This is a genomic window from Streptomyces sp. NPDC029836 (assembly GCF_055574495.1).
On record NZ_JBVHZI010000001.1, the window covers coordinates 110,759 to 131,802 of the forward strand.

22 protein-coding genes are annotated in these 21,044 nt (G+C 70.5%); 9 read left to right on the forward strand and 13 right to left on the reverse strand.

The features are described 5' to 3' along the window. Positions 1-167: 167 nt before the first annotated feature. Positions 168-1,712: a serine/threonine-protein kinase gene (locus ACZ4XJ_RS00555; RefSeq protein WP_468494782.1), complete on the forward strand. Its 1,545-nt coding sequence runs from the start codon at positions 168-170 to the stop codon at positions 1,710-1,712. 116 nt (positions 1,713-1,828) lie between these two features. Here the strand turns inward: ACZ4XJ_RS00555 and ACZ4XJ_RS00560 are convergent, their stop codons facing one another. The 3 genes from ACZ4XJ_RS00560 to ACZ4XJ_RS00570 form a co-directional block, all read right to left on the reverse strand. After that, positions 1,829-2,158, reverse strand: a complete 330-nt coding sequence (locus tag ACZ4XJ_RS00560) for an STAS domain-containing protein (RefSeq protein WP_362881319.1) — start codon at positions 2,156-2,158, stop codon at positions 1,829-1,831. A 205-nt stretch (positions 2,159-2,363) separates the two neighbouring features. Beyond that, positions 2,364-3,233, reverse strand: coding sequence for an AraC family transcriptional regulator (locus ACZ4XJ_RS00565; RefSeq protein WP_362881321.1), 870 nt, complete (start codon positions 3,231-3,233; stop codon positions 2,364-2,366). 207 nt (positions 3,234-3,440) lie between these two features. Next, entirely contained in the window at positions 3,441-5,144 is a 1,704-nt protein-coding gene (locus tag ACZ4XJ_RS00570) for a carbohydrate binding domain-containing protein (RefSeq protein ID WP_468494783.1), read from the reverse strand. Between the two features lie 224 nt (positions 5,145-5,368). Here ACZ4XJ_RS00570 and ACZ4XJ_RS00575 point away from each other — a divergent pair, with 224 nt between their 5' ends. Both ACZ4XJ_RS00575 and ACZ4XJ_RS00580 read left to right on the forward strand, forming a co-directional pair. Continuing rightward, positions 5,369-6,034: a taurine ABC transporter substrate-binding protein gene (locus ACZ4XJ_RS00575; RefSeq protein WP_468494784.1), complete on the forward strand. Its 666-nt coding sequence runs from the start codon at positions 5,369-5,371 to the stop codon at positions 6,032-6,034. 78 nt (positions 6,035-6,112) lie between these two features. Next, positions 6,113-6,523, forward strand: coding sequence for a rodlin (locus ACZ4XJ_RS00580; RefSeq protein ID WP_362881324.1), 411 nt, complete (start codon positions 6,113-6,115; stop codon positions 6,521-6,523). 257 nt (positions 6,524-6,780) lie between these two features. Here ACZ4XJ_RS00580 and ACZ4XJ_RS00585 read toward each other — a convergent pair whose 3' ends face one another. The 3 genes from ACZ4XJ_RS00585 to ACZ4XJ_RS00595 all read right to left on the reverse strand — a co-directional run bounded on the left by ACZ4XJ_RS00585 (position 6,781) and on the right by ACZ4XJ_RS00595 (position 8,284). Continuing rightward, a complete protein-coding gene (locus ACZ4XJ_RS00585; protein WP_468494785.1) occupies positions 6,781-7,149 on the reverse strand; it encodes a PRC-barrel domain-containing protein in 369 nt (122 codons plus the stop codon). A 378-nt stretch (positions 7,150-7,527) separates the two neighbouring features. Beyond that, positions 7,528-7,689 carry a hydrophobic protein gene (locus ACZ4XJ_RS00590; RefSeq protein WP_468494786.1) on the reverse strand — a complete coding sequence of 54 codons (162 nt, stop codon included), beginning with the start codon at positions 7,687-7,689 and terminating at the stop codon, positions 7,528-7,530. 94 nt (positions 7,690-7,783) lie between these two features. Then, positions 7,784-8,284 (reverse strand): MarR family winged helix-turn-helix transcriptional regulator, encoded by a 501-nt coding sequence (locus tag ACZ4XJ_RS00595; RefSeq protein ID WP_362881327.1) that lies wholly within the window; start codon positions 8,282-8,284, stop codon positions 7,784-7,786. 39 nt (positions 8,285-8,323) lie between these two features. On the opposite strand from ACZ4XJ_RS00595, the gene ACZ4XJ_RS00600 reads away from it, so the two are divergent. Further along, on the forward strand, positions 8,324-9,637 hold the full coding sequence (locus tag ACZ4XJ_RS00600) for an MFS transporter (protein ID WP_468494787.1): 1,314 nt from the start codon (positions 8,324-8,326) through the stop codon (positions 9,635-9,637). A 36-nt stretch (positions 9,638-9,673) separates the two neighbouring features. On the opposite strand, the gene ACZ4XJ_RS00605 is transcribed toward ACZ4XJ_RS00600, so the two are convergent. Beyond that, a complete protein-coding gene (locus tag ACZ4XJ_RS00605) occupies positions 9,674-9,976 on the reverse strand; it encodes an STAS domain-containing protein (RefSeq protein ID WP_362881329.1) in 303 nt (100 codons plus the stop codon). A 263-nt stretch (positions 9,977-10,239) separates the two neighbouring features. Between ACZ4XJ_RS00605 and ACZ4XJ_RS00610 the strand changes: the two genes are divergently transcribed. Then, positions 10,240-10,509, forward strand: coding sequence for a GlsB/YeaQ/YmgE family stress response membrane protein (locus ACZ4XJ_RS00610; RefSeq protein WP_362881330.1), 270 nt, complete (start codon positions 10,240-10,242; stop codon positions 10,507-10,509). 126 nt (positions 10,510-10,635) lie between these two features. Here the strand turns inward: ACZ4XJ_RS00610 and ACZ4XJ_RS00615 are convergent, their stop codons facing one another. Both ACZ4XJ_RS00615 and ACZ4XJ_RS00620 read right to left on the reverse strand, forming a co-directional pair. Beyond that, positions 10,636-11,346, reverse strand: a complete 711-nt coding sequence (locus tag ACZ4XJ_RS00615) for a DUF5701 family protein (RefSeq protein WP_468494788.1) — start codon at positions 11,344-11,346, stop codon at positions 10,636-10,638. Positions 11,347-11,456: 110 nt separating this feature from the next. Beyond that, on the reverse strand, positions 11,457-12,605 hold the full coding sequence (locus tag ACZ4XJ_RS00620; protein ID WP_362881332.1) for an amidase domain-containing protein: 1,149 nt from the start codon (positions 12,603-12,605) through the stop codon (positions 11,457-11,459). A gap of 503 nt (positions 12,606-13,108) precedes the next feature. Between ACZ4XJ_RS00620 and ACZ4XJ_RS00625 the strand changes: the two genes are divergently transcribed. Continuing rightward, entirely contained in the window at positions 13,109-15,004 is a 1,896-nt protein-coding gene (locus ACZ4XJ_RS00625) for a transglycosylase domain-containing protein (protein WP_468494789.1), read from the forward strand. 97 nt (positions 15,005-15,101) lie between these two features. On the opposite strand, the gene ACZ4XJ_RS00630 is transcribed toward ACZ4XJ_RS00625, so the two are convergent. Next, complete coding sequence (locus ACZ4XJ_RS00630) at positions 15,102-16,421, reverse strand: polysaccharide deacetylase family protein (RefSeq protein WP_468494790.1); 1,320 nt, start codon at positions 16,419-16,421, stop codon at positions 15,102-15,104. Positions 16,422-16,894: 473 nt separating this feature from the next. Here ACZ4XJ_RS00630 and ACZ4XJ_RS00635 point away from each other — a divergent pair, with 473 nt between their 5' ends. Further along, entirely contained in the window at positions 16,895-17,323 is a 429-nt protein-coding gene (locus tag ACZ4XJ_RS00635) for a hypothetical protein (RefSeq protein ID WP_468494791.1), read from the forward strand. An 86-nt stretch (positions 17,324-17,409) separates the two neighbouring features. Here the strand turns inward: ACZ4XJ_RS00635 and ACZ4XJ_RS00640 are convergent, their stop codons facing one another. After that, positions 17,410-17,790: a hypothetical protein gene (locus ACZ4XJ_RS00640; protein WP_468494792.1), complete on the reverse strand. Its 381-nt coding sequence runs from the start codon at positions 17,788-17,790 to the stop codon at positions 17,410-17,412. Continuing rightward, complete coding sequence (locus ACZ4XJ_RS00645) at positions 17,787-18,374, reverse strand: TetR/AcrR family transcriptional regulator (protein ID WP_468494793.1); 588 nt, start codon at positions 18,372-18,374, stop codon at positions 17,787-17,789. Before ACZ4XJ_RS00645 ends, ACZ4XJ_RS00640 begins: the two co-directional genes overlap by 4 nt. Positions 18,375-18,755: 381 nt before the next feature. Between ACZ4XJ_RS00645 and ACZ4XJ_RS00650 the strand changes: the two genes are divergently transcribed. Next, positions 18,756-19,274, forward strand: a complete 519-nt coding sequence (locus tag ACZ4XJ_RS00650) for a hypothetical protein (RefSeq protein WP_468494794.1) — start codon at positions 18,756-18,758, stop codon at positions 19,272-19,274. A 265-nt stretch (positions 19,275-19,539) separates the two neighbouring features. Here ACZ4XJ_RS00650 and ACZ4XJ_RS00655 read toward each other — a convergent pair whose 3' ends face one another. Then, positions 19,540-19,989: an SRPBCC family protein gene (locus ACZ4XJ_RS00655; protein ID WP_468494795.1), complete on the reverse strand. Its 450-nt coding sequence runs from the start codon at positions 19,987-19,989 to the stop codon at positions 19,540-19,542. A 504-nt stretch (positions 19,990-20,493) separates the two neighbouring features. On the opposite strand from ACZ4XJ_RS00655, the gene ACZ4XJ_RS00660 reads away from it, so the two are divergent. After that, positions 20,494-20,862: a ClpX C4-type zinc finger protein gene (locus ACZ4XJ_RS00660; protein ID WP_468494796.1), complete on the forward strand. Its 369-nt coding sequence runs from the start codon at positions 20,494-20,496 to the stop codon at positions 20,860-20,862. Positions 20,863-21,044 lie beyond the last annotated feature (182 nt).

The following is a 21,044-nucleotide window of genomic DNA, read 5'->3' on the forward strand; positions in this document are numbered from 1 at the left end:
AGGCGGGGTCGTTCCACGGACCGGCGACAGGGCCGCGGCGCAGTCGTCCCCCACCGTCCCGGGCGTACGGAACGGGGTCGCGGGCAGGCTGAAACCGGCGCGGTGGCACGGCAGTCGGGCCGGGGGCGCGTCCTCGCGATCAGGCGCGTTGGGCTAGGTTTCCGGGCGTGACTGACGATCGCGGACGACTGCTGGCCGGCCGGTACCGGTTGGCCGAACTGCTCGGCCAGGGTGGCATGGGGACCGTATGGCGGGCCCATGACGAGCAACTCGACCGGGAGGTCGCCCTCAAGGAGCTCCGGCTCCCCGACGACCTCGACGCCTCCCAGCGCAAGGCCTGGATCGACCGCCTGGACCGCGAGGCGCGCGCGGCCGCCCGGCTGAAACACCCGGGGGTCATCACCGTCCACGACCGGATAGCCGGCGACGACGGCCGTCCGTGGATCGTGATGGAACTCGTCCACGGCCGGTCCCTGGACGATCTGGTCAAGGAGGACGGCCCGCTTCCGCCGGCCCGGGTCGCCAGGATCGGCCGGCAGGTCCTGGACGCGTTACGAGCCGTGCACGCCACGGGTGTCACCCACCGGGACATCAAGCCCGCCAACGTGCTGCTCGAAGGCGACCGGGTGGTGCTGACCGACTTCGGGATCGCCGCGGTCGAGGGCGAGGCCGGTCTGACCCGGTCCGGGGCGGTCATGGGGACCCCGGCCTACATGTCCCCCGAGCAGGTGCGCGGCTTCCCGGCGACCGCCGCATCGGATCTGTGGTCGCTGGGCGCGACGCTGTTCACCGCCGTGGAGGGGCACCCTCCGTTCGGTGGCGCCGGTTCCTGGGCGGTCTTCGTCGCCGTCGCCACCGAGGAGCCGGCCGCCGCCGTCCGCGCCGGGGAACTGACCCGCGTGCTCACGGGCCTCCTCCGCAAGGACCCGGCGCGGCGCCTCACCGCCGACGAGGCGTACGACCTGCTCGGCGGACCGGCGGACGGAGCGGGCAGTTCCCGGCCGGCGCCCGCCGGGACGGCCGCGTCCACGCTGCGGCTGGGCGCGCTGCCGGACGCCCGCCCCGCATCGCAAAGGCTGACCCCCTTGGTGTCGGATACCGGGCGGCCGGCACGGCGGTGGGGGTACTTCCTGGTCCGTCTGGTGGGGGTCGTCGTGGCCGCGGTGCTGGCGATTCCGTGGTGGTTGCCGGATTCCGGCTCTTCCGACGACGATGCCGGTCGAAGCGGCGCGACCGATTACGGGGCGCCCGCTCACGCCTCCCCGTCCCCCACGCCGTCCCCGTCTCCCTCCTCTCCCCCTCCCACCACACCCGTCCCACCGATCCCCCTCCCCAGCCCCACTCCCACACCCAGCCCCACTCCGACACCCACTCCCACGCACGTCCCCCTCGACCGTCGGGCCGTCGAGCGCGTCTTCGCGCTCTACATGAACGGCCTGGCCAACCACGACATGACTTCCCTGCGCCAGGGCACCTGCCCCCGACTGCGCGCGAGCCTGCTCGGATTCGTCCTCAACGGCCATTTCGTGGACCGCTGGGAACTCCAGCCGTACGAGGTCCCCCCGCACATGAACGAGCTCAGCGTGGAGGCGAAGCTCACCCGGCGCGACGCCGTGACCGGGGAGCCGGCGGGCGATGTCCTCAACCAATGGATCATCGAGCGGGACTCCAACCAGCAGTACTACGTCTGCGGCTGGCTCAACGAAGAATGATCCGACCGCGCCACGGGAGCATCGGGAACCGCGGGCTCCGACGCACGCACGCGCCCTCTCCTGCCCGCCGCCTCCCCTCCGAACTCTCCGCCTTCGTCGCCTTCTCCGCCCTGCGTCTAGAGCTGGTACGCGTCCTGCGCATGCGCGACCACCTGGAAGAGGTCGCCTGCCTGGGTCAGGTCGAAGACGCGGTTCAGGCGGTGCGGAGTCGGTCCGATCAGGACCAGACGCCCCGTACGGCGCAGGCGTAGCAGCAGGTTCAAGAAGGTTGAGTCCGCGAACTCCACGCCGGTGACGTCCAGGGCGATCCTGCGCACCGCCGGGTCGGCCAGTGCGGCGTCGGCGGCCGCGCGGAGAGGGCCGATGGTGTCCTGGTCGAACTCGCCCGCGCACATGATCACCCGGACACCGGCCTCGTCCGGCCGGACCTCCACCCGCTGCTCCACAGCCCACACCCCGCATCCACCGTCGGTACGGCCCCCCGGCCCCAGAATGCCCGCGTCGGGGGCCCGCCAATCCGTGGCAGCGGTCCGCGAACGACGTGACCGGGCCGCCGTGCACGCCGGGCACCGGGAGCCGCGGCACCGCTACCGGGCGCTCGCGCGGGCGGATCCGCCCCGTGAAGTGCTCGACCGTGTGCGAGGGATCGCGTCACGCCGGTTCGACGGGCAGCCACAGCTCGCAGGTGGCGGTGGTGAAGTCGTCCGCGCGCTCCAGGACGGCGACGATCGAGGGCCCCCGCCGCAGTCGCCACGGATTGGAGGGGAACCAGTCGGTCGCGGTCGCCGCCCAGGTCGTCTGCAGGGCCTGCGGGTGGGGACCGCTGGTGCGGAACACCGCCCACGTCCCGTCCGGCACCTCGATGGAGTCGAGGTCGTCCGGGGTCGGTGTGTCCCGGCCGAGGGCGACGCCGTGCAGGTAGGTCAGTTCGCTGCCCTCGATGCCGTCGGGATCGACGTCGTCGCTGACCTGCAGCAGGCCGGCCGGTTCGGTGTCGCCGAGGGCCTTCAGGCGTACGTGGGCCTCCTGTGGCAAGGAGGTGATGTGCTGCTGGATGTGCGGGTTGACGCCCTGGTGGATGAGCGGTACCCGAGCGGCGTGTCCGACCAGGCGGAACGCGGGCCGGTTGATGAGGCGGGTGTCCATGGGGATGCTCCCTTCGACGGTCAGGCGGAACCTGAGCCGTGGTTGTGTGCGCAAGGGGCCTCCATCGCGGCGCACGTCGCTCGGGCCGGCGCCGTGCACCGCCCGGAACGCCCTCCCGAACGCCTCACCGGAGCCGTACCCGTGCCGGACCGCGATGCTCAACAGATCCGCGTCGCCCCGCACCACGTCGGCGGCGGCGACGGTCATGCGCCGTCGGCGCACGTACTCCGACAGCGGCATGCCGGCCAACGACGAGAACATCCGGCGCAGGTGGTACTGGGTCGTACCGCACGCCGTCGCCAACCCTTGGACGTCGGGCTCCTCGTCGAGGTGCTCCTCCACGAGATCGACGAGCCGGTTGAGTGCCGAGATCATGAGGCCTCCTTTCGGCTCCCACCCTGCCCGCGGTGAGGCCGGCCGCACCCGACCGCGGAGAACCGATCCGATCATGTCCCCGGACGACACGCCGGCCGCGACACCCCGACCGCCGCGGGCGGAGCGTCATCGAGTGACTCGATGCGGGTCGTGGCGGCCCTCCTGCCGGAGGCCGCCACGACCGCGGTCATCGGAGCGGGTGTGCGATCAACGCCCTTGGAGCGCCTTCACGTTGTCACCGAAGGTCCAGCCCTTGGAACCGTCCCAGTTGACCGACCAGGTCATGAGCCCCTTCAACGAACCACCGAAGGCGTTCCACGACTGGGCGACCAGGTTCGGGGTCATGTGGCCGCCACCCGCACCGGGCTGGGCGGGCAGGCCGGGCACCTGCTTGTCGTAGGGGACCTTGATGGTGGTCCCCTGGATGGTCAGACCGTTGTTGAGGCACGTGGTCTGCGCGGTGAAGCCCTGCACCGTGCCGGCCTGGTAGGAGTCGCCGGAGCAGCCGTACATGCTGCCGTTGTAGTACTGCACGTTGAGCCACCACAGCCGGCCGTTGTCCGCGTACTTCTTGATGATCGGCAGGTAGGAGCCCCAGATCGACCCGTAGGTGACGCTGCCCCCGGTGACGTACGCGGTCTCGGGAGCCATCGTGAGACCGAACCCCGCCGGCATCTGGGCCAGCACTCCGTCGATGATGCGGATCAGGTTGGCCTGGGAGGCGGACAGGGTGTTGATGTTGCCGCTGCCGGTGAGGCCGGTCTCGATGTCGATGTCGATGCCGTCGAAGTTGTACTTCTTCAGGATCGGGACGACCGTCGCCACGAACCGGTCGGCAACGGTGCTGGAACTCAGGTCGATCCCGGCGGTGGCGCCTCCGATCGACATCAGGATCGTCTGCCCGGCCGCCTTGGCCCGGCACATCTCCGCGGGGGTGGCGACCTTGACCCCGGTGTCCATGCCGTCCTGCCACAGGACGGTGCCGTCCGAGAGGATCACGGGGAAGGCCGTGTTGAGCACGTTGTAGCCGTGCGCGGAGATCCGGCTGTCCGTGAGGGAGATCCAGCCCATCCCGGGATGGACGCCGTTCGAGGCTCCGTCCCAGTTCTCCCAGTACCCCTGCAGGACCTTGCCGGCCGGCCTGGGCTTCGTGGGGCAGGTCTCCCCGGGCGGTGGGGTGGTCGGGGGCGGGGTGGTCGGGGGCTGAGTCGTCGGCGGCGGAGTGGTGGGCGGCGGGGTCGTCGGCGTGGTCGGGGTCGGTGTGCTGCCGCCCGGGCCGTCGAGCGAGACGTCGTCCGCGTAGTACGCGGGCTGCCCGTACCAGCCGTGCAGGTAAACGGTCACCGAGGTGGTGTGGGCGCCGGTGCTGAACCCGACGCCGAGTCGACCGTACGACGGGCTGCTCGCCGTCCAGGTCGACTGGGCTCCGGTGACGCCGCTACCGGTGGCGCCCAAATAGACGTAACTGCCTTGGACCCAGGCGCTCAGCGTGTACGAGGAGTTGGGCCGTACGCTCACGGTCTGGCTGCACCGAGCGCTGTCGGAGCCCGTCGGCGTGGCCTTGAGCGCGCCGGATCCCGCGTGGACCGGGTCCGCCACGACCGCGCCGGAGCCGCCGGAGCAGGTCCAGTCGGACAGTTGGTTCTCGAAGCCGGAGTTGGCCACCAGCTCCGCGGCGACCGCTCCGGCCGAGCCGCTGCCGGACACGGCCAGGCCGGCGCCGATGACGGCGACCGCGCTCACCCCGGCCAGGGAACGCGCGAAGGCGGACGCTCCGCGTCCGGTCCGGCCGGAGCGTGCGGGGCGGCCCGTGCGGTCCGTGCGGTCCGCCCGGCCGTCGTCGCGGCCGGGATCCTGAGGATGGCCGGCATCGCCGGTGAGGTGTGAAGTACGTGAGCGCCGACGGAACATGAGGGGCTCCCTTCCCGCAGGACGTCATGGGCATGACTGACGCGTGGGGGCACGACGTCCGGCTCCGGGTGAGGTGGGGACAGGTGGGGTCCGGTCCGGACCGGATCGTATGGGGGGCGGAAGGGGCGGTCAATAGGTATGGACCAATGCTGCGGTGCGTCTCCGGCGCCCACCCCCGACCGCGCCTGCCTCCGCCGGGGGCAGGGTGCGGCCGAGGTCGCGCCATGGGTCTGATCGTCGCGGCCGGCCGGAAGACATCACCTGTCCGGGACAACGAGGCCTTGGTCGCGAAGGCCGGGATCGGTTCGGTGAAGGAGCCGGCCGGCAAGAAGGTGGCCGCTCCGTTCGGGTCGACGGCCCACTACTCGCTGCTCGCCGCGCCGGCCGCCTCGGGCGTCGAACCGTCGACGGTGCAGACCATCGACCTCCAGCCGCAGGACGCGCTCGCCGCGTGGAAGCGGGGCGACATCGACGCCGCGTACGTGTGGACGCCGACGTTGGGCGAGCTGACCAAGGACGGCAAGGTGCTCGTCAGCAGCCGTGAGCCGGCGAAGCAGGGCAAGCCCACCGCAGACCTGGGTGTGGTCACGAACGCGTTCGCGGCCGAGCATCCGGAGGTCGTCACCGCCTGGATCAAGGCACAGGACCACACCGTCGCGCAGGCACGTACCGCTCCGGACCGGGCGGCGAAGTCCATCGGCGCCGAACTCGGGCTGCCGACGGCGGAGGCGAAGCGGCAGCTCTCGGAGCTGATGTTGCTGAGCGCGAAGGAACAGACCGGCTCCGACTACCTGGGCACGCCCGGCGCCCCGGGGAGGTCATGCGCGGCTGAGTCCCGGCGCACCGGTGTCAGCGGACCTGCCGGGGCAGTCATGGGGCCGATCGGGTGAAGCTCCGTCACTTCGGCGGATCCCAAACGTTGATCAAGGCGCTCACTACCGTGCACTCGTGCGACAGGAAGACTTGTAATGATCAAGAAGATGATGGCCACCGCCGCTGCCACCGCCTCCATCCTCGGTGCGGGCGCCGCAGTCGCCGCCCCGGCCATGGCGATCGGCAACGACAACGGCGTCAACACCGTCAACGGCAACGGCGCCTCCCAGATCTACGGCAACCAGTCGACCCACGGCGACCTGAGCCCGCAGCTCGGCCTCGTCCAGGGCAGCCTGAACAAGCCCTGCATCGGCCTCCCGGCCAAGGTCAACGCCCAGTCCCTGGTGGCGCTCCTCAACATCGGTGTCCAGGACATCAACGTCCTGTCCAACCCGCAGAACCAGCAGTGCACCGAGAACTCCACCCAGGCCAAGGGTGACGAGCCGCTCTCGCACATCCTCAGCAACATCCCGGTGCTGTCGGGCAACCTGTCCGCCGGCAGCTGACACAGCCCCCTCCACGAGCCGGGGCCTCCGACACCCGCACGAGTGCCAGCGAGACCCCGGCTTGCCCCATCCCTCTCGCCCATTGCGTGCAGCGCCCGCGAGGGCGTCGGGTCGGGCACCGATCATCACGTTGAGCCTCCCGTCCCACCGGACGGGAGGCTCGGCGTGTTCCGGGACGCTCTCCCCCGTGTGCGAAAACGGCTTGGGCCTCGACACCCTGTTCAGGGTGTCGAGGCCCAAGCCGTTCTGGCGGGAGGTCAGGCGGGGCGGCCGCCGAAGGGGGCGCCGGTGCCGTAGTAGGTGCCCAGGTCCTCGCGGTAGCCGGCGTCGCCGAGGTGCTCGTCGCGGTGGAACTCGGGGGCGTCCTTGATCTGTTCCTTGGTGCGTTCGACGAACACCTTGCGCTCGTCGGGGTCGATCCTGACGACCGTGCTCGCCGGGAGCAGGACCTCCTTGCCGAAGATCCACACCCCGGTGTCCACGACCAGGTAGGCGTCACCGACCTCGTCGGAGTGCTTGTCGACCTTGCCGATGCTGCCGTCACTCGCCTCGACCTTGTATCCGGTCAGGTCGGTGCCGGCCAGGTGGCCCGAGGTCGACTTGTAGCTCCACACATGCTCAGTCACGCTAAAACAACTCCTCCGGTAAATCAGGAACCGCTGGGCAATGAATCGCCCGCCCGTTCCCGTTTCTTCCGTACAACTTGCGCGGCGGGTGGTGCGTTGTTCGTCCGCCTGGAAACCGCATGCCCGACGCCGGCGGCTTCATTCGCCCCGGATCGAATTCGGGGCCGGGGCGACCGTCGATCGTTGGAGGTGAGCAGGTCCCCTGCTGCGTCACGACGGCCGTCCCGGTTGCTCCCCCGGGTACCCCGGATATCCGATTTCACCCGGAACCGGGAAGTCGCCGTCCCGCACGCGGACATGACGGTGGCTTGTCACCTCCGTTCGGAGGAGGTGACAAGCCACCGTCATGCGGGTCCGACCCGGGTTTTCACCGGCTGGCTACCAGCGGTACCAGCGTTTGCTGCCACCCTTCGGGCGGGCGACGAAACCGACCAGCCACAGGATCAGAATCGCGATCGCGACCCACCAGAGGATCTTGACCGCGAAACCGGCACCGAAAAGAAGCAGAGCGAGCAGAAGAACAAGAAGCAGGGGAACCATGATTATCAACCTCCGAAGAACCGGGTGCCCCCGAGCCCCCGGGTGATGCACGGGAAACCTGTCCGATTCCTCTCGACACCGGCCCCCGGTATGTTCAGCCGGCTTCGGGGGGCAGCGTGGAGGCGAATTGTTCGAGGAGGTGGGCAAGCCGCGTCCGCTCGTCCGCGCCGAGCCCGGACAGGAGCCGGCGCTGGTTGTCCAGGTGGACGGCGATGAGTTCGTCGGTCAGTTCGACCCCCTCGGCCGTGAGGGCGATGTGGCGTCCACGCGAATCGGTCTCGGCGACGGAGCGGGTGACCAGGCCGCGGGACGCGAGCCGGTCCACCCGCTTGGTGATCGCACCGGTGGTGACCAGGACGGTCCGGCTGAGCTCGCCCGCGGAGAGCGCGTAGGGCTCCCCCGAACGTCGGAGCGCCGCCAGCACGTCGAAGTCGCCGCTACCCAACCCCGCGGCCCGGAAGGGCGGGCGCAGCTGTTGGTCCAGCGCCTCGACGAGCCGGAAGAGGCGGCCGACGACGAGCATGGGTGTGGCGTCCAGGTCGGGACGCTCGCGCTTCCACTGCTCGACGATGGCGGAGGTCACGTCGGTCTGCATGCCTTCACCTTATCTTCCACGAATGATAAATTATCTTCCATGGAAGATACCTCTGCCCATCGAGTCGCCCCGTGTTCGCCTCCCGCCGGGCCGGGCGTTCGCACCCGGCGCCGACTGGTCGCCGCGAGCTTGGTCAGCTCGATCGGCGACGGCATGTACGTGCCGCTGACGATGCTGTTCGTCCACTCCCTGACCGGCCTGTCGCTGACGTCGATCGGCGCGGGCCTGACCGTCGCCGGGCTCTGCGCCCTGGCGTTCATGCCGGCCGCGGGCGTCCTCATCGACCGGTTCAGCGGCCGACAGGTACTCATCGGCGTGCTCGCGTTGCGTGCGGTCGGTTTCGCCGCCTACCCGCTCGCCCACTCCTACCCGGCGTTCCTCGCCGTCGCCCTGGTGGTCGCGGTGGGCATGTGGGCGTCGGCGCCCGCCCAGCACGCACTCATCGGCGAGATCGCCCGGGGCGCTGAGCGTGACCGACTGCTCGCGTGGGACCGCAGCCTGCGCAACGCCGGAATGGGGTTCGGCAGCCTGGCGGCGGCAGCCATGCTCGCGTGGAACGGCAGAGCCGGCTTCCTCGGCGCCGCCATGGCGCTGGCCATGCTCTTCGCCGTCGCCGCGGTGTTGGTGTCCCGGATTCCTGCCGTCCACCGCGAACCCCGGCCGCCGCGGACCCGGAGCGGAGCCGAGCCGCCGCAGAGCGACCCGGGCGGATACCGCCAGGTCCTCGCCGACCGGCCGTACCTGCTCATCACGGCCGCCAACTTCCTGATCGCCTTCGGCTACACCGCCCAGGCCATCGCCCTCCCCGTCTTCCTCACCCGCGACGTCGGCCTCCCCGATGCCCTGGCCGGGGGCGTGTTCGCGCTCAACACCGTCCTGGTCGCCACGCTCGGTGTCCCGGTCGCCCGGCTGACCCTGCGCGGCAGGCGCACCCGTACGGCCGCGTTCGGCGCGTTCGTCTTCGCGCTCTCCTTCGCCGCCTTCGCGGCCCTGCCCCACCTCCTGGGCGGCCGCCCGGCCGGGCTCCTCGTCGCCGTCCTGGCGGTCGCGGTGCTCTACACCGCCGGGGAACTCGTCCACTCGGCGCCCTCGCAGAGCCTCTCGGTCCAGGCCGCCCCCGATCGCCTACGGGGTCGGTACCTGGCGACCTACCAACTGTCGTGGTCGGCCTGTCGCACCATCGCACCCGTACTTCTGGGGTTCCTGCTCGACGCCGAACCGTGGCACCTGTGGACGGTTTTGGCCCTGCTGGTCCTGACCGGCGCGGCCATCCTGCTGTACGCCGAGCGGGTGCTGCCGGTTCCCGTCGTGCGCAGCGCGCCCGCGCCAGCCGGCGTCCGCGCGGTCCGGTGAGAGCCGGCGCGACAGCGGGCCCTCGGCGGTCGTGGGTCAGGTGTCGGTGACCGAGAAGAAGGCGTCGGCGCCGGTGAGTTCCAGCAGACGTCGCAGCTGCGGTTGCGGAGCACGCAGGCTGATGTGGCAACCGTGCGCCTTCGCCTCGTGCTGGGCGGTGATCAGGGCGTTGAGCCCCGAGGAGTCGCAGAAGAACAGCTCGGCGACGTCCACGACGATCTCGTCGGCACCGCCGGGTTGCCTGATCGCCGCATACAGGGCCTCGGCGAGCATCGGAGCCCGGTCCACGTCCATCTCGCCCCCGACGTGCACGATGAGCCGCTGTTCACCGCTGTTCACCCGTACCTCCGCGTCCCGGTCCGCCTGGTCACATGCTGCCCACGATCGGGCACGCCGATTACGGAGGGTACACACGGATGGGGGCACGCAGTGACGCGCGCCCGGGGGGCCGAGCCGCCGGCCCATGGCCGGACCGGTGCGACCCGGGCGGACGGGGCGGTTCGCACCGGGGAAACGATCAAGAAGTCGGCACGTTTGAAAGCCTCCGCACGGTGAAGACGGTTGTTAACACCGTTCTTATTCACCGAGGTAGGAGACGCATCATGGGCATTCTCGCCTGGATTCTCATCGGGTTGCTCGCGGGCCTCATCGCCAAGGCGCTGATGCCGGGCCGGGACCCGGGCGGCCTCATCATCACCATGCTCATCGGCATCGCGGGCGGTCTGCTCGGTGGCTGGCTCGGCAAGGTCATTTTCGGCGTCGACTCCATCGACGGCTTCTTCGACCTCTCCACCTGGATCGCCGCCATCATCGGTTCCCTCATCCTCCTCGCCGTCTACCGGGTGATCGCCGGGAAGAGGCGCCACGCCTGACCCACGCGTCGCACCCCTGACGGACACGGCTCCCCCTCATCGAGGGCGGAGCCGTTCCGCTGTCCCGGGTTCGGGAGACGGCGGCCCCGGCCGTGGGGCGGCCGGAGCCTCCGGCTTTGGGGCGGGTCAGGCGCGACGGCCGGTGGCCGAACCGAAGCCGAGCCAGGTGTGCCGGTTGTTCCACCAGCACCAGCCCACCTTGGGGGCGTCGCGGCGCTCCCGTCCGTCCCGGCCGGTGCCGTTGCTGATCCAGATCGCCGGGGTGCGGGCGTCCAGGGTGCCGTTCGGCTTGCGCAGCCGCGAGCCGATCGTCATGAAGCAGTGGTTGCGCTCCAGGGCCTCCGGCCGCTGGAGCAGCCAGTGGATGCCCTCGGTCAGCACCAGCGGGGTGCGGTTCTCCTCGGTGAGGGCGGGCAGGGCCTCGTCCGGGCTCCAGTTGGACATGTGGTCGCCGCGGTCCACGCCGGTGACGAGGTAGAGCGCGGCGTCGGGCAACTCGGCGTGATGGGGTACGAACCGGTCGACGTCCGCCATGTCGAGGACGACGAAGCCGGGCTTGCCCTCGCGGAGGAGCAGCGGCGCGAGGGCGGAGGCGGGGGCCCGGTCCGGGTGGACGGCGAGCAGGAGGCCCCCGGCATCGGCGGCGGCATCGGCATCCGCGGCGGCGCGGGCGCTTTCGGCGAAGGCACGCAGCTCGGCCGGCGGTATCCCGGCGATCTCGGCCACCCCGAGTTCGATCAGGCGCTCGGCCTGGACGGTGAGCGACGGAAGCGGGGTCACGGCGTCACCGGAAGCGGGTTCGGGCACGGGCACGGGCACGGGGGTCCCTCGTTCCATGATCGGAGGAATGGTTCCCGGCACAACGAGGGCACCCGCGGGAATGTTCCCGTACCCGAGCGCGGTCCGGCCCCGCCCACCGTGCGGCGGGCGGGGCCGGACCCCACCCGTCAGGTGCGGTACGCGAAGTAGCGCGCGTCCGGGTACGACGCGAGGATGCTCGCGAGGGACTTCCGGTACGTGTTGGTGGAGTGGTAGGTGAGGTACGGCATGCCGTTGCCGCTGCGGTACGTCACCATCATCGAGTGGTCCTTGGACCCGTCCTTGTTGAAGTCCACCTGCAGTACGTCACCGACGTCCATCTGGTAGACGTTCGCCAGGTTGGCGGCCCGCTGGTTCGACAGCGTGAACCAGGCCCACTCGTTGGCGCCGACCCAGGAGTCGCTCTGCCGGCTGCCGTCGTACCACCAGTTGCGGTAGTCCGAGGACGAGCCGGGAGCGGCCTTCCAGCCGCCCGCCTTCAGCGCCTGGCTGATGAAGTTGGTGCAGTCGCCGCCGGCGCCGTTGAACTTGCGGTACTGGGGGTTGTAGTTGCTCCAGTACTTCTCGGCGTACTTCGCCATGGCGTTGTAGTCGTACGCGCCGCCGGTCTTCGCCTTCGGCTTGGGCGTGGCCGGGTACTTGGTGGCGGCGGGCGTGCCGTCCGGGTACTGGTTGCCGTCGTCCTTGACGGTGTTCACCTTGGCGGCGACGGGCTCGTTGACGGCGACGGGCCCGTTCTCCTGGGACTTGACCGAGTCCAGCTCCCAGCGGCCCCCCTTCTTGCTGGTGAGCTTCAGCTCGTAGCGGGTGCGGAGCTCGGTCGTCTCCGGCTCGTCCCCGCGCAGCTTCTTGTAGGTGAGTTTGGTGTCCTCGGTCAGTTGGACCGTGGCCCTGCCGCCGGTGATCGTGGCACGCTCAACGGTCACGCGGGTGTCGGCTCCGCTGTAGGCCTCGCCGAGCTCCGCGAGACGCGCCTTGCGCGAGCGCAGCGACGACAGCGCGGTGTCCTCGTCCTTCTTGAACTTGCTCGACATCGCGGCCTTCGCGGTCTTCGCGGAGCCCGGCGCCGCGCCGCGGCGCCCCTGCTGCTCCTCCACGAGGGCCTCGGAACGGCGGGACAGCACTTCGTCGGCTATGCGGGCGAAGGCGTCGGTGGCGGCACGATCGGCCGCCTCGGGTCCGGAACCGGCACTCGCGGAGTAGGCGAGGAAGCTGCCGGACGTCAGGGCCACGGTCAGGGCCGCGATGAAGGCGGGCCTGAACCTCTTCGGTATCACTGTGTTTCCCCTTGTCACCCGGTTCGCACGAATCGGGGGACCGCATCCTCGCACAACTGGACGACCCTTTCCGCACGTTCCGGATCGGACCCGGTCCAGGGTGGCTTCTTGGCCGAAGACCGGGAGAAACCGTCCCCTGCGTGGCACGAAATGCCTCCGCTTCGGCACCGGAGGTGTGCACGGCGCCACTTCGCGCCGAGGGCGCTCCAGTTCGTCGAGCGCACAGAAGGTGCCTTTAGGGTGTGCGGGAAAGCACTGCAGAGGGGACATTCGGAGTGGGTGGGCAGAATACGTCGGGGAGAGGGCGCTCGCGGGGCCGGCGGGCGGCCCCGAAGAGCACCGGCGTCGCCGCGTCGGGACGCCGCAGGAAGGCCGGCGCGCGCCGGCGCGGCCGGACCGACGGCGCCGGTCGGCGCGGCGGAGCCCTCGCCGCCGCGCTGCCGCACCTGCGGCGCCTGCGTCCCGCGTACCCGCGGCCGGGCCGGTCCGGGTGGCGGCGTTGGGTGCCGTCCTGGCGCCAGTGGCTGGGAGCGTGCCTGTACGCGCTCACCGGCCTGACCTGTTTCGTGGCGTTCGCCTACGCGGTCACGGACATACCCGACGACCTCAACTCCTTCGCCACGCAGCAGGACAACGTCTACTACTGGTCCGACGGTTCCACCATGGCCCGCACCGGCTGGGTCAGCCGGCAGGAGATGCCCCTCGACAAGGTGCCGCCCAAGGTCCGGGGCGCCGTACTCGCCGCCGAGAACGCGAACTTCTACTCGGACCCCGGCGTGTCACCGTCCGGTGTCCTGCGCGCCGTCCGGGCGGCGGTGACCGGAGGCGAGACCCAGGGCGGATCCACCATCACGCAGCAGTACGTGAAGAACGCCTATCTGAGCCAGGACCGCACCCTGTCGCGGAAGTTCACCGAACTCCTGTTGGCCGTGAAGCTGGACAACGAGAAGGACAAGGACCAGATCCTCCAGGACTACCTCAACACCAGCTGGTTCGGGCGCGGCACCTACGGGATCCAGCGCGCGTCCCAGGCCTACTACGGCAAGGACGTCTCCCAACTGAACGCCGGCGAGGGCGCGTTCCTCGCCTCCCTGCTCAAGGGAGCGGGACTGTACGACCCGTCCCTCGGTCCCAAGAACCACGAGCGGGCGCAGGAGCGGTGGAGCTGGATCCTCGACCGCATGGTCGAGACCGGTCAGTTGACGGCGGCCGAGCGGGCCGGCTACACGAAGTTCCCGGAGCCCTCGCCGACGTCGCTGGCGGGCATCCCGGGCGCGCAGACCGGATACCTGGTCGAGATGGCCAAGGCGTACGCGGTGAAGGCCGGTCGCATCGGGGAGTCGGACTTCGACCTCGGCGGCTACCAGATCTACACGACGTTCGACAAGGCGCGCATGACCGCCCTGACCACGGCCGTCCAGGAGGCCCAGAAGGGTTTCGACCCCGAGAAGCGTCCCGACACGGACAAGCACGTGAAGATCGGCGCCGCGAGCGTGGCCCCCGACGGCCGTCTGCTCGCCGTGTACGGCGGCCCCGACTACCTGAAGCAGGGCTTCAACGAGTCGAACGCGACGACGATCCCGGTCGGTACGGCGTTCACGCCGATCGTCTACGCCGCCGCCCTCGAAGAAGGCGTGGTGCGCACCCGGGGCAAGGCCCGCACGCCAGTTTCCCCCACCACCCCGTACGACGGGAACGACCAGGCGACCGTCCAGACCCCCGAGGGCCCCTACTGGGACCGCAGCGGGAAGGTGCTCAAGGGCAGCAACGACGGCGGACGCAGTTGGGGGCAGGTGCCCTTGCGTCAGGCCGTCGCCGACTCCGTCAACACGCCGATGCTCCAGCTCGGCCTGGACGTGGGCCTGGATCGGGTCGAGTCGTTCGCGCAGCGGTCGGGGTTGTTGGCCTCCAGCCTCGGACCGCGGATCCCCACGTTCGCGCTCGGGGAGAACTCGAAGCCCAGTGCGATCCGCATGGCCGGCGCCTACGAGACGTTCGCGGCGGGCGGCATGCACACCGACCCCTACTCCGTGCGGTCGGTGACCCGCGGCGGCTCGGCGGTGCACCTCGACGCGCCGAAGACCACGCGGGCCGTGTCGGCCGCCACGGCGCGGACGGTGACGGAGGCGCTGCGGCAGGCGGTGACCGACGGTTCGGCGAAGACGGCGGCCAAGGCGCGGCCGGGCGCGGCGGGCAAGACGGGCACGACGGCCGCCAACACGGCGGGCTGGTTCGTGGGCAGCACCGAGCAGGAGTCCACGGCCGTGGTCGTCTACCGGATGGCACTGACCGACCTGATCCCATTGCCCCTGACCGGGCTGGGCGGCGACGCGCCGGGAACGCCCGGCAGCGAGCGGGCGGTCCGTCTGTGGAGCGCGTACGCGAAGGCGGTGAAGTAGTCCGGGTGCCGGTCTTCGGGGCCGGGCCGTCCCCGCGGGCCGTCGCGGGCGGCGGTACGCCCCCGTCCCACCTGCGGTCCGGCCGGCGGGAGCGCCGTCAGCGGACCACGGCCTTCCAGTCCGGCGCCTGGGCGGGGTCCAGTTGGCGGAGCCGTGACAGGACCTGCGGGTCCTGCGCGTCGAGCCAGTCCGCCAGTTCCCGGAAGGACACGCAGCGCACCCCTTGGCGCGGGCAGACGTCCCGCATCGTGTCCTCTACGGCCTTCATGTAGATGCCGCCGTTCCAGTCCTCGAAGTGGTTGCCGATGAACATCGGCGCCCGGCTGCCGTTGTAGACGCGGTTGAAGCCGTTCATGTACGAGCCCCGGACCTGGGCCTGCCACGTCGCGTACTTCGCCGGGTCGCCCTGGGTGCTGTCACCGGACTGGTTGTAGAGGAAGTTGAAGTCCATGGAGAGGACCTGCACCTCCTTGCCCTGCAGGGGAACGAGCTGCAACGGAAAGTTCCATATGTCGTTCTGCTTGGACGGCCAGAGTTGGAAGTCCCCGGAGGAGCTGGCGTCGTAGCGCCATCCGTACGGCTTGATGGCCGTCAGGAGGTTCTTCTGACCCTCCAGGCAGGGCGCCCGGCCGCCGACGACCTCCCGGGCGGGGTCGAAGGGGAGCGGAGCCTCGTTGGTGAATCCCGTGTTGGTCTTCCAGTTCTTCATGAACGAGTACGTCTGGTCGATCTCGCTCTTCCACTCCTCGGGGCTCCAGTCACCGCCGCCCTTGGGCCCGCAGAAGTGCCCGTTGAAGTGGGACCCGATCTCGTTGCCGTCGGTCCAGGCGCCCCGCAACTGGGTCAGGGTGCTCTTGATGTGCGGGACCGTCGGGTACGAGATGGCGGCGGATCCCCGGCCGTGCTGGGGCGGCTCGTAGAGCGACTTCTTGCTCTCCGGCAGGAGGTAGATGCCCGTGAGGAAGAAGGTCATGTGGGCCTTGCTCTCCCTGGCCACCTGCCGGAAGTGCGAGAACAGGTGGTCCTCGCCCTCCAGCGCGCCGTCCCAGGAGAACACCACGAACTGAGGGGGCTGTTCGCCGGGCTTCAGCCGTTCGGGCTTGAGCTGGCCCGGCTTCGGTCCGGCGTAGGACGTGGAACCGTCACCTAGCACCTTGACCTTGCCGTCCCACGGTTCCTCGGGATTCTTCGCGGCGCTGTCCCCGCCGGCCTTGTCCCCCTTCGGTGCCAGCTCGGCGCCGGAGCCCGTGGATCCGCCCCAGCCGAGCGCGTACGCCCCGGCTGCGGCTCCGCCCAGCGCGAGTACGGCCGCGCCGATGCCCAGGCGCCGGCGGTTGCGCGCCTTGCGGCGCACCTTGCGCGTGCTCCGTGATTCCCTCCGCGTGCCCGGTGCGCCATCGGTTTCGGTCTCGGCCATCGCCGTCGTCTCCCCCTGATCGCCGCAGCCGGGCCGCGTGGATGATTCGTACGAATATAGAACGTGTTGATGTCCTCTTCGCACCCGCTCCCCCATCCCGTCCCGGCGGTTCGGCGCCGAGCCCGGGCCCGGTCATGCGGCGGGCGCCCGGTGAACGGCTCGACGCGGCGCCTTTCGGTTCCGACCCCGGCCCGGGTGTGTGGCGTCCCGCGCATCGGGCACGCTCGGGGGCGTCGGGCGTCCGCAGCACCGAGGGCCGCGAGCCCGAACCGCCGGCGGACGACGACCCGGCGGTCGCCCGCTCGACGACCCGGCGCGGAACCCTGGACTCCGTCCTCATCGGGGGAGACCGCCGGACGCGAACACGACAGAATCGCTCCGTCCTCGTACCGCGTTCACGGGCGGAGCGGCCCTGACTGCCCTGCGTGAACCCGGCGGCGGAGGGCATCCGCTGTACGGACGCGGAGGATCCGGTGGAGCGACAGGGATGGGTGGCCATGGCGGGCGGCGAACTGACGGCGGGGGAACGGGCGGCCTGGGAGCAGTTGGAGGCGCAGCTGCGCTCCCCTTCGGGGCGGCCGCCTCACTCGCGCCGGTCCGGACCGGGACCGCTGCTGCTTCTCACCGCCCTGCTGCTGTGCGCGGCGCTGGTATTGATCCCGCTGGGGGTCTTCGGGCCGTCCGGCGCGCCGGCCTGGGCCGGAGTGGCGGCGTGGATCGGAGTGGCGGCGTGGGTCGCCGCCCTCGTGACGGTCTCGGTCCTGTTGGGGCACGGCGGTGCCCCGTACCGCCGCACGCGGCGGGAGGGCGCCCCCGCCTACCGGAGCGCCCCGTACGGGGAGGACTTTCATGCCGAGCGCCCGTACGGTGGGGCCGTCCGCAGGAGGTCCCTCGGGGGCTGAGCCCCGCATCCAGCGTCCGCCCGAAGAGCGTCCGAGGAGCTTCCGCAGGGTGAGGCGACCCCGGGGACCAGATCCCACGAGGCGGGTTACGCAGCGCCCGCCGCTGCCAGGAGCGCGACCGGCAGGAGCAGGATCCACTGGGGTAGGCGGAGCAGCGGCCGGGGCCAGCCGACGGACAGGGTGACGACCAGGAAGGCTGTGGCGTAGGCGAGGAAGTGCGCGGCGACGAGCCATACCACCAGGCCAGTGCCGGGTATGTCCCTCCCCAGGGAGAGCAGGAGCAGGGCGAGTCCGGAGAGAGCCAGGTCGGCGCTCACCATGTGCCACACGGCGTGCAGGACCCGCTTGGGTTCGTCCGTGAGCCCGCAGGACAGCAGCGGGCGCACCACATCGCGGTGACCGCCGATGACGTGCACGGCGGCCACGCCGAGCGAGGCCATCCCTGCCGCGAGGAGCCAGCCGTTCATCGGACCTCGATTCCTTTGGCCACGACCGCGGCGAGTCGTGCGGCCAACTGCGGGTCGGGGTGCTCTCCGACCAGCCCTACGTGGAAGAACACCGCTCCGGCGAGTGTGTCCAGGACCAGGTCCACGGGCGTCTCGGCCGCGATCTCCCCGCGCAGCACGGCGCGTTCGAAAACGATCAGCAGCCGTTCCTTCGACGGCGCCAGGAAGTCGCCGCGGATGCGCGCCTTCAGTTCCGGATCGGCGGCGAAGTCGGCGAGCAGCCCCGGTAGCGCCGCCGCGGCGGCGGGCGCACGGAACTCGTCGACCAGGCCTTGGAGCACCACGGTCAGGTCACCGACCAACGTTCCGGTGTCCGGAGGCGGCGCGTCGTCGGTGGTGGTGAAGACAGCCTCGAAGACCAACTCCGGTTTGCCCGACCAGCGTCGGTAGATCGTGTCCTTGCCGACTCCGGCCCTCGCGGCCACCGCCCCGATGGACGTCGCGGCGTAGCCGACCTCGACCACCAGTTGTGCTGTCGCACCGGTGATCGCTTCGTGCGATCGGGGATCTCTGGGACGCCCTCTGGGGGGCGGAGCGGAACTCATGGCATTTACGTTACGGGTCGACCCGTATGGAAACAAGAGGAGCCCGTGAATATCGCCGCGCGTTCCCGGGAGTCGGTGCGGCGCCGGCCGCCCTGCTCTCGGTGCCGGGCGGGGGGAGGCCCCCTCGCCACGCTGGGACGCTGTTCGTCCTGGCGTGACGCCGGCCGACACGCCGGTCGAGGGTGACCTCGACCAGGCGGAGAATCAGCGGATCCCCGCCGCCGCGGAGGGGGCACGACAGGTCGTTCCGGCATGACCGTTCAGCCGCAATGATTGCGCCAACCTGTTGATATTTGTCCGACAATCAGCCAGTCGCAGTCTCTCGGGGGTGCCGGTGATCCAAGCTCCGCTCGTCCAGCATGACGACCTGAGGAGCTACGGATGAACGCGGTACCCCTGATCATGCGACGCCTGCGGCCGGTGGCCATTCTCGCCGTGCCCCTCGCCCTCGGCTTCGCCACGATCGTGGCTCCGGCCGCGGTCGCCGCTCCGGGCACGGACTCGGTCCACGCTCCCTCCGACGGGCCGCGCGGGCCGCAGGGCGCCAAGGGTGCCAAGGGAGCCAAGGGTGACCGCGGTCCGGCGGGACCGGCCGGGCCGTGTGTCGACGTCGCCGTCGTGGCCGGCACCGCCCCGGGCAGCGAGTACAGCGCCGCTCTCACCCGTGGCAAGACGTTCGTCGGCTACCGTCCCACCCTCACCGGCGCCTACACGTGGCGCGACCTGACCCTCCCGGTCACTCCGGGGTACCCGCGCAACACGTGCAGCGTCGGTGTGAAGCTCGCCGGTGAGCGCGTCTACGTGAAGGTCCTCACCACCGCCGGTGACATCTACGAAACCTCCTGCACCGCCCCCGCACTGTCCTGCACCCTCGGCTGGACCGCCGTCATCAAGCCCTGACACCAAGAGATCCCGGACGTAGCGGGAAGAAATCGTCCCGAATACATCGTCCCGAATACAGCATTGCGGGCGCGCCCTTTCGGCGCGCCCGCAATGCTGTGATCACCGGGGCGTCCCGATGCCCTCGTTCTTTCAACCCGCCCGCCGGCGTGGACCCGTGGCGCTCACGGCCTTACGGCGGTCCCGCGCCCGGGCAGGTCAGCCCTGGCCCGTCCCGGGGCTCCCGCCTGATGGCGGACCCGCACGGGTGGGGGCGGACGGGCGATCAGACCTCGCCGCGCCAGGCGCCGGTCTCGCTACCGCGCGCTTCGATGTACTGCTTGAACCGCTTCAGGTCACCGGTGATCTGCCGCTTGACGAAGCCGAGTTTGTCGCCGACGTTCTCGGCGAAGCCCTCCGGGTCGTAGTCGAGCTGCAGCATCACCTTCGTCCTGCTGTCCGCCAGGTGATGGAAGGTGACCACCCCGGCCTGCTTGACCTCCCCACCCAACGTGGTCCAGGCAACCCGCTCGTCCGGAATCTGCTCGGTGATCTCGGCCTCGAACTCCTTCGTCACCCCGCCGACCTTCGCCACCCAGTGCGTCATCGTGTCGGTTCGTTGATCGATCCGCTCGACGCCCTCCATGAAGTGGGGGAACGACTCGAACTGGGTCCACTGGTTGTACGCGGTGCGCACAGGAACATCTACCTCGACGGACTCTTCGACCTGCGACATCAGAGCGACCTTTCCTTCTTCGCCGGTCCGGCAGCGCCGGACCGTATCCGGGGACCGGTTCCCCTCACGGCGCCTGTGCCCGCGTTCGGCCCGTCCATGACCCCTGAACGGACGCACGACTGCCACAGGGCTCGCGACACATGAGCTGACGTTCTTGCTCGGCAAGCACGCCGAGTTCGTGGTGGCGACCGCGCTCGCCCTGGAGACCGAGCGCCATGCGCTGGGAACTCAGCCGTCGCGTTGCCCGTCGGCAGCACCCGGGTGTTGTTGACGTACAGGTGCGACCACCCGTCGTCCGGGCATCGCAGACCCACCGACAGCCCGCAGATCCTGCGATCCGCCGTGACTACGACCCCGATCGTCCCCGGTCACCGGCAGCAAGCACCGCGCCACCCCGACCCACTGCGGCTCTCAGGCTCGGCAGGCTCTCACACCCCCTTGTCAGGTTGCTCTTGACGCCTCTAGCCTGACGTCAAGGGAACCTTGACAATCCGGAGGGCCGGGATGACCCAGCAGTTCACCGATCCACTTCCTCAGTGCTCCTTCTGCGGCAGGCCGGGCGCCGAGGTGAAGAAGCTGGTCGCCGGGCCGGGGGTCCACATTTGTGACGAGTGCGTCGACCTGGCCCACTCGATTGTCGCCGAGCACCTCGCCAACCCGTCGCCGCGGCCCGCCTCGATCTGGGACACGCTGACCGACGAGGAGATGTTGGGTCTCATCCCGCGCGTCGCCGCCGCAGCCGATCAGGTCGAAGCCAACCTGCACTCCTGGGTCCAGGAGCTCCGGCGCAGGAAGGTCACCTGGGCCGCGATCGGCGCGGCCCTCGGCATTTCCCGCCAAGCCGCGTGGGAGCGCTTCTCGGGCGAGGAGTAGCAACCCGTCGCTCTTCACGTCCAGTCCGCATCAGCGCGGCCAGCGGCCGGCCGACCGCCGGGGAGGGCGAGCCCGCACGGCTCGCCGAGCTGTACCGCGGCCTCGCGCACCGCTACGCGCTTCGATGCGCGCGTTCTGGGACTGCCGGGCTTCGACGGCGCGAATCCCGCCGGGCACACGGA

Coding starts and splice junctions, on each gene's coding strand:
- ACZ4XJ_RS00660 (WP_468494796.1), top strand. CDS start 20,494: ATGACCCAGCAGTTCACCGATCCACTTCCTCAGTGCTCCTTCTGCGGC.
- ACZ4XJ_RS00600 (WP_468494787.1), top strand. CDS start 8,324: ATGGAAGATACCTCTGCCCATCGAGTCGCCCCGTGTTCGCCTCCCGCC.
- ACZ4XJ_RS00640 (WP_468494792.1), bottom strand. CDS start 17,790: ATGAACGGCTGGCTCCTCGCGGCAGGGATGGCCTCGCTCGGCGTGGCC.
- ACZ4XJ_RS00575 (WP_468494784.1), top strand. CDS start 5,369: ATGGGTCTGATCGTCGCGGCCGGCCGGAAGACATCACCTGTCCGGGAC.
- ACZ4XJ_RS00565 (WP_362881321.1), bottom strand. CDS start 3,233: ATGATCTCGGCACTCAACCGGCTCGTCGATCTCGTGGAGGAGCACCTC.
- ACZ4XJ_RS00570 (WP_468494783.1), bottom strand. CDS start 5,144: ATGTTCCGTCGGCGCTCACGTACTTCACACCTCACCGGCGATGCCGGC.
- ACZ4XJ_RS00590 (WP_468494786.1), bottom strand. CDS start 7,689: ATGGTTCCCCTGCTTCTTGTTCTTCTGCTCGCTCTGCTTCTTTTCGGT.
- ACZ4XJ_RS00580 (WP_362881324.1), top strand. CDS start 6,113: ATGATCAAGAAGATGATGGCCACCGCCGCTGCCACCGCCTCCATCCTC.
- ACZ4XJ_RS00645 (WP_468494793.1), bottom strand. CDS start 18,374: ATGAGTTCCGCTCCGCCCCCCAGAGGGCGTCCCAGAGATCCCCGATCG.
- ACZ4XJ_RS00595 (WP_362881327.1), bottom strand. CDS start 8,284: ATGCAGACCGACGTGACCTCCGCCATCGTCGAGCAGTGGAAGCGCGAG.
- ACZ4XJ_RS00655 (WP_468494795.1), bottom strand. CDS start 19,989: ATGTCGCAGGTCGAAGAGTCCGTCGAGGTAGATGTTCCTGTGCGCACC.
- ACZ4XJ_RS00610 (WP_362881330.1), top strand. CDS start 10,240: ATGGGCATTCTCGCCTGGATTCTCATCGGGTTGCTCGCGGGCCTCATC.
- ACZ4XJ_RS00650 (WP_468494794.1), top strand. CDS start 18,756: ATGAACGCGGTACCCCTGATCATGCGACGCCTGCGGCCGGTGGCCATT.
- ACZ4XJ_RS00615 (WP_468494788.1), bottom strand. CDS start 11,346: ATGGAACGAGGGACCCCCGTGCCCGTGCCCGTGCCCGAACCCGCTTCC.
- ACZ4XJ_RS00630 (WP_468494790.1), bottom strand. CDS start 16,421: ATGGCCGAGACCGAAACCGATGGCGCACCGGGCACGCGGAGGGAATCA.